Source organism: Kitasatospora sp. NPDC030952, from assembly GCF_055571335.1.
Genome location: NZ_JBVIFM010000003.1, coordinates 417792 through 433066, shown reverse-complemented (window position 1 = coordinate 433066; position 15275 = coordinate 417792). Strand labels below are relative to the sequence as shown.

13 protein-coding genes are annotated in these 15275 nt (G+C 72.1%); 4 read left to right on the top strand and 9 right to left on the bottom strand.

Going from position 1 to position 15275, the window contains the following annotated elements; genetic code table 11:
- Positions 1–2 precede the first annotated feature (2 nt).
- Entirely contained in the window at positions 3–554 is a 552-nt protein-coding gene (locus ACZ47G_RS09520) for a peroxiredoxin (RefSeq protein WP_380453857.1), read from the bottom strand.
- Positions 555–762: 208 nt separating this feature from the next.
- Here ACZ47G_RS09520 and ACZ47G_RS09515 point away from each other — a divergent pair, with 208 nt between their 5' ends.
- On the top strand, positions 763–1743 hold the full coding sequence (locus ACZ47G_RS09515; RefSeq protein ID WP_465740845.1) for a LysR substrate-binding domain-containing protein: 981 nt from the start codon (positions 763–765) through the stop codon (positions 1741–1743).
- On the opposite strand, the gene ACZ47G_RS09510 is transcribed toward ACZ47G_RS09515, so the two are convergent.
- Positions 1740–2363 carry a TetR/AcrR family transcriptional regulator gene (locus tag ACZ47G_RS09510; RefSeq protein ID WP_465740844.1) on the bottom strand — a complete coding sequence of 208 codons (624 nt, stop codon included), beginning with the start codon at positions 2361–2363 and terminating at the stop codon, positions 1740–1742. The genes ACZ47G_RS09515 and ACZ47G_RS09510 overlap by 4 nt on opposite strands.
- 143 nt (positions 2364–2506) lie before the next feature.
- Here ACZ47G_RS09510 and ACZ47G_RS09505 point away from each other — a divergent pair, with 143 nt between their 5' ends.
- Positions 2507–4690, top strand: a complete 2184-nt coding sequence (locus ACZ47G_RS09505; protein ID WP_465740843.1) for an MMPL family transporter — start codon at positions 2507–2509, stop codon at positions 4688–4690.
- A 62-nt stretch (positions 4691–4752) separates the two neighbouring features.
- Here the strand turns inward: ACZ47G_RS09505 and ACZ47G_RS09500 are convergent, their stop codons facing one another.
- The 3 genes from ACZ47G_RS09500 to ACZ47G_RS09490 all read right to left on the bottom strand — a co-directional run bounded on the left by ACZ47G_RS09500 (position 4753) and on the right by ACZ47G_RS09490 (position 10923).
- On the bottom strand, positions 4753–6642 hold the full coding sequence (locus tag ACZ47G_RS09500) for a SpoIIE family protein phosphatase (protein WP_465740842.1): 1890 nt from the start codon (positions 6640–6642) through the stop codon (positions 4753–4755).
- 69 nt (positions 6643–6711) lie between these two features.
- Positions 6712–7476: a class I SAM-dependent methyltransferase gene (locus tag ACZ47G_RS09495; RefSeq protein ID WP_380453867.1), complete on the bottom strand. Its 765-nt coding sequence runs from the start codon at positions 7474–7476 to the stop codon at positions 6712–6714.
- A 483-nt stretch (positions 7477–7959) separates the two neighbouring features.
- Positions 7960–10923 carry an AfsR/SARP family transcriptional regulator gene (locus tag ACZ47G_RS09490; protein WP_465740841.1) on the bottom strand — a complete coding sequence of 988 codons (2964 nt, stop codon included), beginning with the start codon at positions 10921–10923 and terminating at the stop codon, positions 7960–7962.
- Between the two features lie 214 nt (positions 10924–11137).
- Here ACZ47G_RS09490 and ACZ47G_RS09485 point away from each other — a divergent pair, with 214 nt between their 5' ends.
- Entirely contained in the window at positions 11138–11410 is a 273-nt protein-coding gene (locus ACZ47G_RS09485) for a hypothetical protein (protein ID WP_465740840.1), read from the top strand.
- A 236-nt stretch (positions 11411–11646) separates the two neighbouring features.
- Here the strand turns inward: ACZ47G_RS09485 and ACZ47G_RS09480 are convergent, their stop codons facing one another.
- Positions 11647–11865 (bottom strand): hypothetical protein, encoded by a 219-nt coding sequence (locus tag ACZ47G_RS09480; protein WP_465740839.1) that lies wholly within the window; start codon positions 11863–11865, stop codon positions 11647–11649.
- A gap of 138 nt (positions 11866–12003) precedes the next feature.
- On the opposite strand from ACZ47G_RS09480, the gene ACZ47G_RS09475 reads away from it, so the two are divergent.
- On the top strand, positions 12004–12762 hold the full coding sequence (locus ACZ47G_RS09475) for a GntR family transcriptional regulator (protein WP_380453875.1): 759 nt from the start codon (positions 12004–12006) through the stop codon (positions 12760–12762).
- Positions 12763–12769: 7 nt separating this feature from the next.
- On the opposite strand, the gene ACZ47G_RS09470 is transcribed toward ACZ47G_RS09475, so the two are convergent.
- From ACZ47G_RS09470 to ACZ47G_RS09460, 3 genes are all read right to left on the bottom strand, one after another.
- Positions 12770–13195 (bottom strand): PIN domain-containing protein, encoded by a 426-nt coding sequence (locus tag ACZ47G_RS09470; protein ID WP_465740838.1) that lies wholly within the window; start codon positions 13193–13195, stop codon positions 12770–12772.
- Complete coding sequence (locus ACZ47G_RS09465) at positions 13192–13425, bottom strand: type II toxin-antitoxin system VapB family antitoxin (RefSeq protein WP_465740837.1); 234 nt, start codon at positions 13423–13425, stop codon at positions 13192–13194. The genes ACZ47G_RS09470 and ACZ47G_RS09465 overlap by 4 nt, the downstream gene beginning before the upstream one ends.
- A 131-nt stretch (positions 13426–13556) precedes the next feature.
- Complete coding sequence (locus tag ACZ47G_RS09460; protein ID WP_465740836.1) at positions 13557–15224, bottom strand: fumarate hydratase; 1668 nt, start codon at positions 15222–15224, stop codon at positions 13557–13559.
- Between the last annotated feature and the right edge of the window lie 51 nt (positions 15225–15275).

Genomic DNA, 15275 nt, shown 5'->3' with positions numbered 1-15275 from the left:
GGTCAGCCCGCCAGCAGGGCCTGGGCGTCGAGGGTGTCCTCGCCCTTGGTCCAGTTGCACGGGCACAGCTCGTCGGTCTGCAGGGCGTCCAGCACCCGCAGGACCTCCTTGGGGTTACGGCCGACGGAGCCGGCGGTGACCATGACGAACTGGATCTCGTTGTTCGGGTCGACGATGAACACGGCGCGCTGGGCGGTGCCGTCCTCGCCCTCGACGCCGCAGGCGCGCATCAGGTCGTGCTTGATGTCGGCCAGCATCGGGAAGGGCAGGTCGCGCAGGTCCTTGTGGTCCTTGCGCCAGGCGTGGTGCACGAACTCGGAGTCGCCGGAGACGCCGAGGATCTGGGCGTCACGGTCGGCGAACTCGTCGTTCAGCTTGCCGAACGCGGCGATCTCGGTCGGGCAGACGAAGGTGAAGTCCATCGGCCAGAAGAAGACGATCTTCCACTTGCCCTCGTAGGTCTTGTGGTCGATGTCGGCGAAGGCGTTCGCGGCGTCCAGGTCGACGCAGGCCTTGAGGTCGAACTCGGGGAACTTGTCGCCGATCGTGAGCACGTTCGCTTCTCCAGAACATGAGACTGCGGGGAGTTTTGTCCGGATTCCGGACACGACCCACAATTCCACATCGTGGACTGATCAGGGAAATAGCTACACTGGATGTGTCTGATCGGAGATTGCTATCAGTACCGAACCGCCCACGTCCCGGCCCCGCCCCCGCAGGGGCGCCGCCGGCAAACCCGAGCCGACTGTGGGGAGCGCCACAGTGCGCAGTCCGCGCACCCCGACGGTCGCCCAGCTCAGGGCCTTCGTCGCGGTGGCCGAGCACCGGCACTTCCGGGAGGCCGCCGCCGCGACCGGGACCAGCCAGCCGGCGCTGTCCGGGGCGGTCGCGGCACTGGAGGAGTCGCTGGGCGCCCAGCTCGTCGAGCGTACGACGCGCAAGGTGATCGTCACTCCCCTGGGGGAGCGTGTGCACGGGCACGCGCGCCGGGTGCTCGCCTCCCTGCAGGCCCTCACCGAGGAGGTCGAGGCCGCCCGCCGTCCGTTCACCGGACCGCTGCACCTCGGGGTGATCCCGACCGTCGCACCGTACCTGCTGCCCATCGTGCTGCGGCTGGTCCGCGACCGCTTCCCGGAGCTGGAGCTGCACGTCCACGAGGAGCGCACCCCCTCGCTGCTGGAGGGGCTGGCCGCCGGGCGGCTGGACGTCCTGCTGCTCGCGCTCCCGGCCGGCGGCTCCTCGCCGACCCGGGACATCCCGCTGTTCGACGAGGACTTCGTACTGGTCACCCCGCCCGAGCACCCGCTCGCCGGGCGGATCGACGTCCCGCGCGACGTGCTGCTCGACCTGGACGTGCTGCTGCTGGAGGAGGGCCACTGCCTGCGCGACCAGGCCCTCGACATCTGCCGCGAGGTCGGCGCCGACCCGGCCGGCTCCACCACCCGCGCGGCGGGCCTGTCCACCCTGGTCCAACTCGTCGCCGGGGGCCTCGGGGTGACCCTGCTGCCGGCCACCGCGCTGGACGTGGAGGCCGGGCGCACCGACCGGCTGGCCGCCGTCCGCTTCGCCGCCCCGGCGCCCGGCCGCCGGATCGGGCTGGCCACGCGGCCGGGTTCGGCCCGCAGTGCCGAGTACGGGCGCTTCGGTGCGGCGCTGCGCGAGGTGCTGGCCGAACTGCCGGTCCGGATCGTCGACGGGGGAGACGGGGAAGACGGGGAAGACGGGGGAGGGGAAGGGGTCTAACCGGCCGCCGGCGCGCCGAGGCAGAGCCCGACCGTGGTCGCCACCAGCAGGTCCAGTGCCGCCAGGGTCTCCGGGTCGGGCTGTCCGTCCGGGTGGCGTCGGATCAGCCGGCGGGCGGTCAGCCCGTCGAAGCCGGTGAGGAAGTGGGCGGCGATCCGGTCGGCGGGCAGCGCCAGGGTGAGCCCGTGGGCGGCGGCGAGGGCGGTGAGCATCTCGGTGGCGGTGCCCTCCATGGCGAGCTGCAGCCCGAGCATGATCTCCCGGACGTCCGGGTCGCGCATCGCCAGCGTCTCGAACTCACTGAGCAGGACGCAGCGCCCCTCCTCGCCGGTGGCGGCGTCCCAGAGCGCGTGCACCAGGGTGCGGACCTGTTCGCCGAACGGGCCGTCACCGGGGGAGGCGGCGCGCACCTGGTCGATGAACTGGGCGGCCACCTCCTCGACGACGGCCCGGTAGAGGTCCTTCTTGGTGCCGAAGGTGTAGTGCACCGTCGCCTGGGCGACGCCCAACTCGGCCGCGATCGCGCGGGTGCTGCCGGCCGCGACGCCCTCCCGGGTCATCAGGTCGATCGCGGCCCGGACCAGCTGGGGTCGGCGTTCGGAGGCGGGGACATGAGCCATCCAGCCAGGGTAGCGCCATGGTCGGACAACTCTGTCGATCGATTTTGTCGGCCAACTTTGTCACCCGACAAAGTTGGGTCTAGCGTGGGAGGGGTTCGCTCAGGCACCCGCCTGTCCGCCGACCGCACCCGAGGGGTCAGACCTTGGCCACGTACCTGTACCGACTGGGCCGCCACTGCTTCCGGAGAAGGCGCGCCGTCCTGGCCGTCTGGATCGCGCTGCTGATCGCCATCGGGGGAGCCGCGGGCGCCTTCGCGGGCAAGACCAGCGACGAGTTCAAGGTCCCGGGCACCGAGGCCCAGGCCACCCTGGACCGGATCAAGGGCACCTTCCCCGAGCAGGGCCACGGCTCCGCCCAGGTGGTCTTCGCGGCCGGGGCGCCCGGCGGCATGACCACGCCCGAGGCCGGCAAGGCGGTCGGCGAGGCGGTCGCCCGGATCGCCCGCGTCCCCGGCGTCGCCGCGGTGCCCGACCCGTACGCCACCGGAGCCGTCTCCCCGGACGGCAGGGTCGCGATCGCGCTGGTCTCCTTCGACCACAAGCTCGCCGACGTCACCGACCGGCAGCGCGACGCGGTCAAGGCCGCCGCCGAGCCGGCCCGCGCGGCCGGACTGGACGTGGCCTTCGGCGGTGACGCGTACAACCAGTTCGCCCAGATCGAGGGCGGTTCCGAGGCGATCGGCCTGGTGGTGGCCGGCGTGGTGCTGGTGATCACCCTCGGCACCCTGGTCGCGGCCGGGCTGCCGCTGCTGACCGCGCTGGTCGGCGTCGCCGTCGCGATGGCCGGACTGCTGGCGCTGACCGGCTCGTTCGAGATCATCACCACCGCCCCGGTGCTCGCGCTGATGGTCGGCCTCGCGGTCGGCATCGACTACGCGCTGTTCATCCTGTTCCGCTACCGCCGCCACCTGGACGAGGGCCTGGAGCCGGAGGAGTCCGCCGCCCGGGCCACCGCCACCGCCGGCAGCGCCGTCGTCTTCGCCGGCCTGACCGTGGTCGTGGCGCTCGCCGGACTGGCCGTCGCCGGCGTCCCGTTCCTCACCGTGATGGGCCTGGCCGCCTCCGGCGCCGTCGTGGTGGCCGTCCTGGTCGCGATCACGCTGCTGCCCGCGGTGCTGGGCTTCACCGGCCGTGCGATCGACCGGCTGCCGATCTGGAAGCGGGCGCTGACCACCCACGGCAAGGTCACCCTCGGCGAGCGCTGGGCCCGCTTCGTGGTCCGCCGCCCACTGCCCGTGCTGCTGGTCGGCCTGGCCGGACTGGGCGCCCTGGCGGTGCCCGCCGCGAGCCTGAACCTCGGCCTGCCGGGCGGTGGTTCACAGGCCGTCGGGACGGACGCCCGCAAGGCGTACGACCTGGTCAGCGCGGGCTTCGGGCCGGGTTTCAACGCGCCGCTGGTGGTGGTCGTGGACGCCCACGGCACGCCGAAGCCGGACCAGGCGGTGCAGGAGGTGGCCGGCCGGCTGCAGGGCCTCGACGGTGTGCAGACCCTGCTGCCGCCCAAGGTCGACCAGGCGAGCGGCACCGCCCTGGTGCCGGTCATCCCGAAGACCGGCCCGGACGACAAGGCCACCGAGACCCTGGTCAAGGAGATCCGCGACCAGCGCGACGGGCTCAGGGCCGCCACCGGGGCGAGCATCGCCGTCACCGGCACCACCGCCGCCAACATCGACGTCTCCACCAAGCTCGGCCAGGCCCTGCCGCCGTTCGTCGCGGTGATCGTCGGCATCGCCCTGGTGCTGCTCGCGCTGGCCTTCCGCTCGGTGCTGGTGCCGCTCAAGGCGGTGCTGGGCTTCCTGCTCAGCATCCTGGCCTCGCTCGGCGCGGTGGTCGCGGTCTACCAGTGGGGCTGGCTGGACGGCCTGATCGACGTGCCGAAGGTCGGCCCGGTGGTCAGCTTCGTGCCGATCCTGCTGATCGGCGTGCTGTTCGGGCTGGCGATGGACTACGAGCTGTTCCTGGTCTCCGGGATGAAGGAGCAGTACGTCCACGGCAAGGCACCGCGCGAGGCCGTCGTCGGCGGGGTGAAGGGCGGCGCCCGGGTGGTGACGGCCGCCGCGCTGATCATGATCTCGGTGTTCGGCGCCTTCGTCCTCGGACACGACCCGATCGTCCAGCCGATCGGGTTCGCCCTCGCGGTGGGCGTGCTGGTGGACGCCTTCGTGGTGCGGATGGCGCTGGTGCCGGCCGCGATGGCGCTGTTCGGCAAGGCGGCCTGGTGGTTCCCGAAGCGGCTGGAGAAGGTCGTGCCGAAGGTCGACATGGAGGGCGAGCAGCTGATCGCCCGGCTGGAGGAGGAGCGGGTCGAGGAGCCCGTGGGGGTGTGACCGCGGTGCCCGTAGGCGTGTGACCGCGGTGCCCGGTGGGGTCCGCCCCACCGGGCCCGCCGCTACTGCGGCAGCCGCTGCTCGAACCAGACCACCTTGCCGGTGCCCAGCCGGGTGGCGCCCCAGCGGTCCGCGCTCCGGGCCACTATCTGCAGCCCGCGCCCGCGTTCGTCCTCCGGGCCGGTACGGCGCGGGCGCGGCAGCAGCGGGCTGTCGTCGCCGACCTCGCAGCGCAGCCGGGTGGTGCGCACCAGGCTCAGGGTGACCGGCCGGGTCGCGTGCTGGACGGCGTTGGTCACCAGCTCGCTGACCATCAGCTCGGTCGCCTCGCTCAGCTCGTCCAGCCCCCAGCGGCGCAGGGTGTGCGCCGCCAGCCGCCGGGCCCGGCCGGGCGTCTCGTTGCGCGGCTGCAGGTACCAGTGGGCGACGTCCCCGGCCGGGATGCCGTCGAAGCAGGCGCCCAGCAGGGCGATGTCGTCGCCGCGGTCCCCGGGCGGCAGGATCCGGAGCGCCTCCTGGCAGAGCTGCTCGGGGGACTGCCAGCGGGCGGCCGCGATCCGCGCGCGGAGCACCTCCAGGCCGTCGCTGAGCGGGCGGGTGCGGGTCTCCACCAGGCCGTCGGTGAACAGCAGCAGCGCCGAGCCGGGCGGTGCGGGCAGCTCGACCGAGTTGAAGTCCACCCCGCCGACCCCGATCGGCGCCCCGGAGTCCAGCTCCACCAACTCGGCCGTGCCGTCCGGGCGGACCAGCACGGGCGGGACGTGCCCGGCGTTGGCCAGCACCACCCGGTTGGCGATCGGGTCGTACACCGCGTACACGCAGGTGGCCAGGTGCTGTTCGCGGCCGAGCCGCTGGGCCTGTTCGTCCAGGTGGTAGAGCACCTCGTGCGGCGGCAGGTCGAGTGCGGCCAAGGTCTGGGCGCTGGTGCGGAGTTGGCCCATGATGGCGGCCGAGGTGAGCGAGTGGCCCATCACGTCACCGACGATCAGGGCGACCCGGTTGCCGGGCAGCGGCACCGCGTCGTACCAGTCGCCGCCGACCTGCGCGCCGCGCTCACCGGGCAGGTAGCGCTGGGCGAGCCGGACCCCGTGCGACTGCGGCAGCCGCAACGGCAGCATGCTGCGCTGGAGTTCGTTGGCTATCTCCCACTCGCGGGCGTACCGCAGCGCGGTGTCCACGGCCAGCCCGGCCTGGGTCGCCAGGTGCGCGGCGGTCGCGGTGTCCGTCGCGTCGAAGGCCGGGCGGCCGGTGCGTTCAGGGGGCCGGCGGATCAGCACCAGCAGACCGAGGACGGCCTTGCGGCCGCGCAGCGGCAGGGCCACCACCGAGGTGCCGGCGGCCAGCCGGGCCAGCCCGCGGGTGCCGTACAGCTCGCGCAGCAGCGCCTCGGTGCGCTCGGCGGCGGGCGTGCCGAGGACGGCCGACTCGGCGGGGCGGCGGCTCAGCAGGATGTGCGCCAGCGCGCCACCGCGGGTGACCGGGGTGGCCGGGCCGGTGTCGGCGGTCGAGCGGGAGCCGAAGCGCGAGCGGTGCCGGTCGTCCGCGCCGCTCTTGCGGCCGCGGCGGCCGATCCGGGTGCCGGTGCTGTGGTGTATCCGCAGCTCCTCCGGGAAGCCGGGTTCGCGCTCGACGTTGGGCAGCGGGTCGCGCAGGTGGACGACGGCCGCGTCGGCGAGCGTCGGCACCAGCACCCGGCCGATGTTGCGCAGGGTCGCGGCCAGGTCGAGGGCGCTGTTGATCCGCCGGGTCGCCGCGTCGAGGTAGGCGAGGCGGTCCGCCACCCGTTCCGCCGCCCGGTCCGGTGCCCGGTCCGCCGCCCCTTCCGGCGACCTGGCGTGGTCCGGTCGGGCGGTCGGCGGCTTCGCCGGGGGGTGCGCCCTGATCGGGATCATGCTGCGCTGGCCCGGGACGGCGGGCGGCTGCTCCGCCTCGGTCTTGAGCTGGTCGCGCACGGCTGCCTGTCCTGGATTCGGTGTGGTCGGGAGGTGTGTGTCGATGGGCTGTGCTGGTCCTCCGGTCGGTCAGCCGACGCGTCGACAGCACAGGAACAGCTGTTCCTCCGGCGGCAGCGTGGTACTGGCCGGCGCGTACGGATGCCCCGAGCACTCCTCGACGGCGAAACCGGCCGCGACCAGAACCCGTTCCAGATCCTCCCTCAGATACCCACTGATCCGCAGCTCTCTGCCAAGGAACGGAAGCGGAACGTGATCCAGGTCCGCCTCGACCATACCGAGCACCAGCAGTCCGCCGGGCCGCAGCAGTTCGCGCAGCCGGCCGAGCACGGTCGGGATCTCGTCCTGCGGCAGCAGGATCAGCGAGAAGAACGCGGTGACGGCGGCGAAGGCGCCGCGGCCCGCCGGCCCCAGCCCGGGCGCGCCCCAGACCCGGTCGGCGCGCTCGGTGGCCAGATCGTAGAGGTCGATGCGGTGGAACTCGGCCGGGTACGGGCCCGCGGTCCGGTCCTGCCGGGCCAGCGTGAGCATCCCGTCCGAGAGGTCCATCCCGGTCACCCGCAGCCCGCCGGCGGTCAGCTGGCGGACGGTCGGCTCGCCGGTGCCGCAGCCCACGTCCAGCACCCGGGCCCCGGGTTCGAGCTCGGCGAGCAGCTGCCGGCCGCACTCCAGCTGCCCGTCCTTGGCCGGGAACGCCTCGCCGTAGCCGGCGCCGATGGTGTCGAAGGCGACCGCCTGCAGGGCCCGGGCCGCCCGGCGTCGTCGCACGTCGGGCCCGTCGTCGCCGGCGTCCTCGCCGACCGGGAACGCGTCGGATATCTGTCCGGTCGTCACGTTGAGAGGCACCCTTCCACCCGTGGCCTCCGGTCGGCTCCTCCGCAGCCTCCTGGGCCGCTGCCGGTGGCGGTACGTCACGCTCCCCGCATCACACAGACGGCCTGCACCCCGACACGTTGCCGGCAGACACTCGTGTGCGTACTGGCATCTGAGAATATGCGTGATCACTGCGCCATGGGGTCCCTTTCCGGCCAACTCGTCATGCTTGGGCCGATGTGGACCGGGTCCGCGGAAGCACGGGGGTTGCGGGCCGGGTGGTGCGACCGGCCCCGCACGCCGGACAGCGCGCCGGGTCGGCGGCGCTGACCTGCGGTTTCGCCGATCCGCAGGCTGACAATCGGACGTTTATCGAACGTCAATCGGCGGGGTGCACAGTGGGATCCAGCGCCGGGGAAGCGTTGAGGGCGCTCCCGCAGCCGGGGGGCTGCGGGGGCGCCGACGCGCGGATCGGGGGAGGTGCTCCGCAGGGGAGCGGAGGCCTCACGGCGCGGGGGGAGAAGAGAAGGGCTCGGTGTGCTGTCGGGAGATGAGGTCCGCCACGGGGGAGGCCTCCGGCACACCGAGCCGCGTGAAGATCGCGTGCGCCTCCTGGAGACAGGCGAGGCCACGGGCCGGCTGCGCCAGGGCGAGCAACGCCTCGCCGAGGGCGGCGTTGGCCAGGCCCTGGCAGTAGGCGGAGCCCATGTCCTGCCCTATGGCGAGCGATCCGCCGGCCGCCTCGGCCGCCTCGGCGTGTTGCTCGGCGGCGAGCAGGGCCGAGGCGAGGCGGGCCAGGGCGTAGCCCTCCCAGAGCGGGTTGCGCTGGGACTGGTAGAGCCGGTGCGCCTCGCGCAGGTGCGGGACGGCCTCGGCGGTGGAGAGCACCACGCCGAGCTGGTAGAGGGTCTGGGCGAGCAGCGGGCCGTTGTTGGACGCCCGTGCGGCGGCGACGCCGTCACCGGCGGACTTGATCGCCGTCTCGGTCATCCCGAGCCGGTGCTGCACCCGGGCCATGTTGCTGACGATCCGCGCCTCGCCGATCGATGTGCCGACCGCTCGGTTGCTGGCGTGCGCCTGCTCCAGGAACAGCAGCGCCTCGGCCGGACGGTTGTTCATGTTCACGATCACGCCGAGCATGTTGGTCGTGGCCAGGTGCAGGACGGTCGGTTCGTCCGGCGTCTGGTGGTCCAGACTCCGGCGGAAGGACTGCTCGGAACCCTGGAAGTCACTGGTGGCGAACTGCAGGGTGCCGAGGGCGAAGTACGCCCGGGCGATCCCGGGCGAGTCGCCACGGCCTCGGGCGTCCTCGCCGATGGCTTCCAGCACTGGGAGCGCCCGCGGTCCGCGAGTCGGGTCCGGGTCGATGCTGAACAGGTAGTTGAGCAGGTCGACGGCCGCGCGCTGCGAGGTGGCGGGGCCGTTCGCAGCGGCCTCGACGGCACTGAGCAGCAGGGCTCCCTCGGTTCGGAGCCAGTCCTGCGCGGCTTGGTTCGTCGACAGGTTGAGCCCCGCCGACGTGAACGTCGTCAGCAGCTCGGGCAGTGGGTCGTCCGGTTCGATGACCTGAGCGGCATTGCGGACGGTCGGGATCAACAGGTCGAGCAGCCGCATGACCGCCAGCTCCTGTTCCCCCGTGTCGCCGATCCGCTCGTTCTTCCGCTGGGCGTAGAGCCGGAGCAGGTCGTGGTAGCGGTAGCGGCCGGGGGCGAAGCACTCCAGCATGTTCGCCTCGACCAGGGCCTCGGCGAGGTCCTCGGCGGTGTACTCGTCCACGCCGAGCAGCGCCGCGGCGGCCGCCAGCGGGATGTCGGGCGAGTCGATCAGGGCGAGCAGCCGAAAGGCGCGGGCCTCGTCCACGGACAGCTGTCCGTAGCCGAGCCCGATGGTGGTCTCCACGGCGAGGTTGCCGAGCTGGAGTTCGTCCAGCCGCCGGCGCTGATCGGCTAACCGACTGGCCAGGTCGGAGACGCTCCAGCGCGGGCGGCTGGCCAGTCGGGCGGCGGCGATGCGGACGGCCAGCGGCAGGAAGCCGCAGGCGGTGACCACCTTTATGGCGGCCTCGGGTTCGGCGGTGACCCGGTGCTCGCCGACGATGGCCGAGAACAGCGCCAGCGCCTCGGCCGGGGTCAGTTCCTCGACGTCGAACAGCTGGGCGCCCGGGATGCCGGCCAGCCGGGAGCGGCTGGTGGCGAGCACCGCGCAGCCGGAGACGCCGGGGATCAGCGGTCGGATCTGGTCCGCGTCGCGCGCGTTGTCGAGCAGGATCAGCATCCGGCGGCTGGCGAGCAGCGAACGGTAGAGGGCGGCTCGCTGTTCGAGCGAGTCCGGGCTCTCGGTGACGCCGAGCGCGTGCAGGAAGTCGCCCAGGACGACCACCGGGTCCGCCGGCGAGGCGCCGGCTCCGCGCAGGTCGACGTACAGCTGCCCGTCCGGGAACTCGGTGCGGACGCGGTGGGCGACGTGCACCGCGAGGGTGGTCTTCCCGACCCCGCCGATGCCGGCCAGTGAGGTCACCACCACCGCCTGGCCGGTGGCGTTCATCAGCACCGTCGAGAGGTCGCCCACCAGCTTCGATCGACCGCTGAAGTCCGAGACGTCGGCGGGGAGTTGGGCCGGGGCCGGGGGTGCGGCCGGGCCGTCCTCGTGGATGGTCGGGGCGGGAACGGTCGGCAGGGTGAGCGTCGGGTCGGCGGCGAGGATGCGGTTGTGCATCCTGGACAGCCCGGTGCCCGGCTCGACCCCGAGCTCCTCGATCAGCAGTTTGCGGGTGTCGGTGTAGACGCCGAGCGCCTCGGCCTGGCGTCCGCAGCGGTACAGCGCCAGCATCAGCAGTTCGCGCAGCCGCTCGCGCAGCGGGTGCTCGGCCGTCAGGTTGTTGAGCTCGACGACGATCTCGGCGTGCAGCCCGATGTCGAGGGCGGCGGCGCACAGCTCCTCGGCGGCGGCGACCTGGCGTTCGGCCAGCCGCAGCCGCTGGGCGTCGGCGTACGGGCCGGGGATGCCGGTGAGCGGACGGCCGCTGAACAGGTCCAGCGCCTGCATCAGCAGGCGGTGCGCCTCGCGCTTGTCGCCCGAGGTGCGGGCGGCCGCGGCCTCGGTGGAGAGCCGTTCGAAGACCGCCAGGTCGAGGGCCTCGCCCGGGATGCGCAGGGCATAGCCGTCGGCGACCGAGACCAGCAGCTCGGCGGGTCGGCGCACTTCCCGGCGGGGCTCGATGACGGTGCGCAGCCGGGAGACATAGGTGCGGAGCGCGGCCACCGCCTGGGTCGGGGGCCGTTCGCCCCAGAGCGCGTCGACCAGGTCCTGGGTGGTGACCGGGCGCCCGGAATGCAGCAGAAGGGTGGTCAGAACGGCCTGTTGCTGGGGGGAGCCGAGGGAGAGGGGTTTGCCGTCGAGCCAGGCCTGGACCGGACCGAGGACTTGGAAGCGCAGCGCAGGGGTCTGCGGCGTCTCCCGAAACTCCATGAAGTCCCCCGATGGCCTGTCGTGTCGATTCCGTGAAAGGGCGCTCGGCGGTCCGCCGCGAGGCTTCAGCTTAGGCGGACGCCCGACTCTGCCGGACGGCACCGCAAGCCGCACGATGTTTATCGGACATTTAATCAACCCTACGATACTGTCCCCGCGCCCGCGCCACGGAGGTCGGGCTGGACACATTTGATGACCGAAAGGCGGCCGCCCAATGGCCAACGACCAGAGCGAGACCCCGGTGGCGTCGGCGCCCGAGAACGCGGCGCAGACCGGTGCCCCGGCCGCCGCTGTGGAGGCGGGCAAGGCTGTCGAGGGCGCGGTCGCCGCGTCCTCGAACCCGGCCGGGTACACCGCGCCGACCGACGCCGACAAGACCGCGTTCGAGAACGGCTCGTTCGGCGACGAGGGCAACGACATCAACGAGCCCGCCGGCGAGCCGGGTGGCCCGCGCAAGCCGGAGAGCGTCATCGGCGGCCACCCGTAAGCCGTTCCGCCGAGTGCCCCCGCGCCCCCGTCCGGGCACGGGGGCACTTCTCGTGATGTGCGCGCCAATTCGTGTGCGGGTCCATCGGGTGGCCGATTCCCACCCTTGATGCACGCATGGTGACCGCCGTTATCCGTAACGTGCCCGGCGGCACGCGCGGAGCGTTCCGGAATTCCGGATTCACCGGGGGGATTACCGGGTCCCGAATGACGTGGTTTGCGTGGATTCATCCGCAATTACCGGGGCTGATCGCATTCAGCCGAATCGCGGGGCTCGGGGGCGGGTGAGACGTGGTGCGGTTCGGCGGCCCATTCGCGGCCGCCGTGCTCGGGGCGCAGGTAGTACTCGCCGCCGATGGTGTCCATGTAGATGCCGGTGCGTCCGGTCCTCCGGTCGAGGACGAGTTCACCCACGTGCGGCCGGTAGGCCGGGGCGTTGCGCTGTCGGGTGCTCACCGCACTGCTCCTTCGCTCTGTCAGCGACTGGCAGACATCTCTAGAGAAGCTAATATCTCTAGAGATGTCAACGGTCGTATCTCCTTATCAGCGGCCGCGGGCGCGCCTACGATTTCATTCGAGGGAGAGGGAGCGGCGATGACCGGCAGCAGTGGCGACAAGCAGCCCAAGTACCAGCGGATCGCCGACTCCCTGAAGGCGGCCATCGATGCGGGCCGCTACCGCGCGGGCGACCGGCTGCCCGGCGAGAACGACCTGATGGACGAGTACGGCGTGGCCCGGATGACCGCCCGCCAGGCGCTCGGCGTGCTGCAGAGCGAGGGCATCGTGGAGGCCCGCAAGGGCTCGGGGGTGTTCGTCCGGGACTTCCGGCCGCTGCGCCGGCGCGGCATCCAGCGGCTGGCGCAGGGCCAGTGGGGCTCCGGCCGGTCGATATGGTCCGCGGACATCGACAACCGCAGCCTGGTGGTCGACCAGGTGTCGGTCACCGAGCAGGGCGCGCCCGAGCACGTGGCCCGGGTGCTCGGGGTGGAGCCGGGCGTCCCGATGTGCGTGCGGCACCGCCGCTTCGTCCTGGACGGCAAGCCGGTGCTGCTCTCCACCTCCTACCTGCCGGCCGTCCTGGTCGCCGGCACCGCGATCACCCGCGAGGACACCGGCCCCGGCGGCACCTACGCCCGGCTGGCCGAGATCGGCGCCAAGCCCGTGCACTTCCGCGAGGAGGTCCGCTCCCGGATGCCCGGCGGCGAGGAGGCGGCCCGCCTCGAACTCTCCGCCGGGACCCCGGTCATCCTGATCTGCCGGACCGCCTTCGCCGACGAGGGCCAGGTCGTCGAGCTCAACGAGATGATCCTGGACGCCGCCTCCTACGTGCTGGAGTACGACTTCGACGCGTAGGGCGGGGTCAGTCGACGATCGGCCGGCGGATGTCCTGCTCGCGCAGTTCGGTGACCACCCGGGCGACGGTGGCGAAGTCGTCGTCCAGGTGGAGCACGGTCATGTCGTGGTGGACGGCGGTGCCGGCCAGCAGCAGGTCCACCAGTCCGGCCGCGCGGTGCTGGCCCTTCTGGGTCAGCTTGTACTGGGCGCCGTCCACCCAGTCCCAGATCGACTTGGGAGCGCTGACGGCCGGCCCGAAGAGCGCGGTGAGTTCGTCCTCCAGGTCGTCCCGGTGGGCCGAGTCGCGGGCGGAGAACAGGATCTCCGTCCGGGTCGACTTGCTGATCCTGATCAGGCCGGACTCGACGTGGCCCCACCATTGGGAGCGGATCTCTCGGTCCGACACCAGCCGGGCATAGGCCGAGGTGTCGATCAGGAAGCTGCCGATCATTCGGCTTCCGCTCGCTGTGCGCGCTTGCGGGCCTCGTACATCCGCATGGTGGGCTCGAACTCGCCCGCGGCGGCCCGGCGGGCCAGCTTCTCCAGGGCCTCCAAGCGCTTCAGGCGGCTGACGTAGTCGGCGAGCGCGTTGTTGATGGTGTCCTTCTTCGTCGTCGTTCCCATCAGCCGCATGGCCTCCGAGAGGACTCTGTCGTCGATGTCGACGTTGGTCATGCTCATCGGTAGCACCTCCGAGAATGTGGATGGCCCACGCTCATTGTCCACATTACCCACGATCGCCGTCGAGTGATGAAAACCGCCCCGGCGCGGCGGGCGCGACCGGGGCGGTGGGACGGGCGGGGCGGGGGCGGTTACTCCTTGGAGCGCACCCGCAGGTTGGTGATCAGCGGGCCCTCGGTGGTCTCGCGGAAGAAGTCGTTGCCCTTGTCGTCGACGACGATGAAGGCCGGGAAGTCCTCGACCTCGATGCGCCAGACGGCCTCCATGCCGAGCTCGGCGTACTCCAGCACCTCGACCTTCTTGATGCAGTCCTGGGCGAGGCGGGCGGCCGGGCCGCCGATGGAGCCGAGGTAGAAGCCGCCGTGGGCGGCGCAGGCGTCGGTGACCTGCTTGCTGCGGTTGCCCTTGGCGAGCATGACCATGGAGCCGCCGGCCGCCTGGAACTGGTCGACGTAGGAGTCCATCCGGCCGGCCGTGGTGGGGCCGAAGGAGCCGGAGGCGTAGCCCTCGGGGGTCTTGGCCGGGCCGGCGTAGTAGACCGGGTGGTCCTGGAGGTACTTGGGCATGCCCTCGCCGGCGTCCAGGCGCTCCTTGATCTTGGCGTGGGCGATGTCGCGGGCGACGACGAGGGTGCCGGTGAGCGAGAGCCGGGTCTTGACCGGGTACTTCGACAGCTCGGCGCGGATCGCGGACATCGGCTGGTCGAGGTCGACGCGCACCACGTCGTCGTCGAGGTGTTCGTCGGTGGTGTCCGGCAGGTACTTCGCCGGGTCGGTCTCCAACTGCTCCAGGAACACGCCCTCGGCGGTGATCTTGCCGAGCGCCTGGCGGTCGGCGGAGCAGGAGACGGCCATCGCGACCGGCAGCGAGGCGCCGTGGCGCGGCAGTCGGACCACGCGGACGTCGTGGCAGAAGTACTTGCCGCCGAACTGGGCGCCGATGCCGATCTTCTGGGTCAGCTCGGTGACCTTGGCCTCCAGCTCCAGGTCGCGGAAGCCGTGGCCGGTCTTGGCGTCGCCGGAGGTCGGCAGGTTGTCCAGGTAGTGCGCCGAGGCGTACTTGGCGGTCTTGAGCGCGAACTCGGCGCTGGTGCCGCCGATCACGATCGCCAGGTGGTACGGCGGGCAGGCGGCGGTGCCGAGGGAGCGGATCTTCTGCTCCAGGAACGAGAGCATGCTGGCCTCGTTCAGGATGGCCTTGGTCTCCTGGTACAGGTACGACTTGTTGGCCGAGCCGCCACCCTTGGCCATGAAGAGGAACTTGTACGCGTCGCCGTCGGTGGCGTACAGCTCGATCTGGGCCGGCAGGTTGTTGCCGGTGTTCTTCTCGTCCCACATGGTCACCGGGGCCATCTGGGAGTAGCGCAGGTTGAGCTTGGTGTACGCGTCGAACACGCCGCGGGCGATGGCGGACTCGTCCGCGCCGGAGGTGAGCACGGACTGGCCGCGCTTGCCCATGACGATCGCGGTGCCGGTGTCCTGGCACATCGGGAGGATGCCGCCGGCCGAGATGTTGACGTTCTTCAGCAGGTCGAGCGCGACGAAGCGGTCGTTGGGGCTGGCCTCCGGGTCGTCCAGGATGCGGCGCAGCTGGGCGAGGTGCGCGGGGCGCAGGTAGTGGGAGATGTCGTGCATCGCCTCGGCGGTGAGCAGGCGCAGCGCCTCGGGCTCGACCTGGAGGAAGGTGCGGCCGCCGGCCTCGAAGGTGGAGACACCCTCGGAGGTGAGCTTGCGGTACGGGGTCGGGTCAGCGCCCAGGGGGAGCAGGTCGCTGTACTCGAAGTCTGGCGTGGGAGCCATCGGGGCGGTCCTTAGGGGTCCAGTGGTCCGGCTGCGTCGGCGAAGCACCAT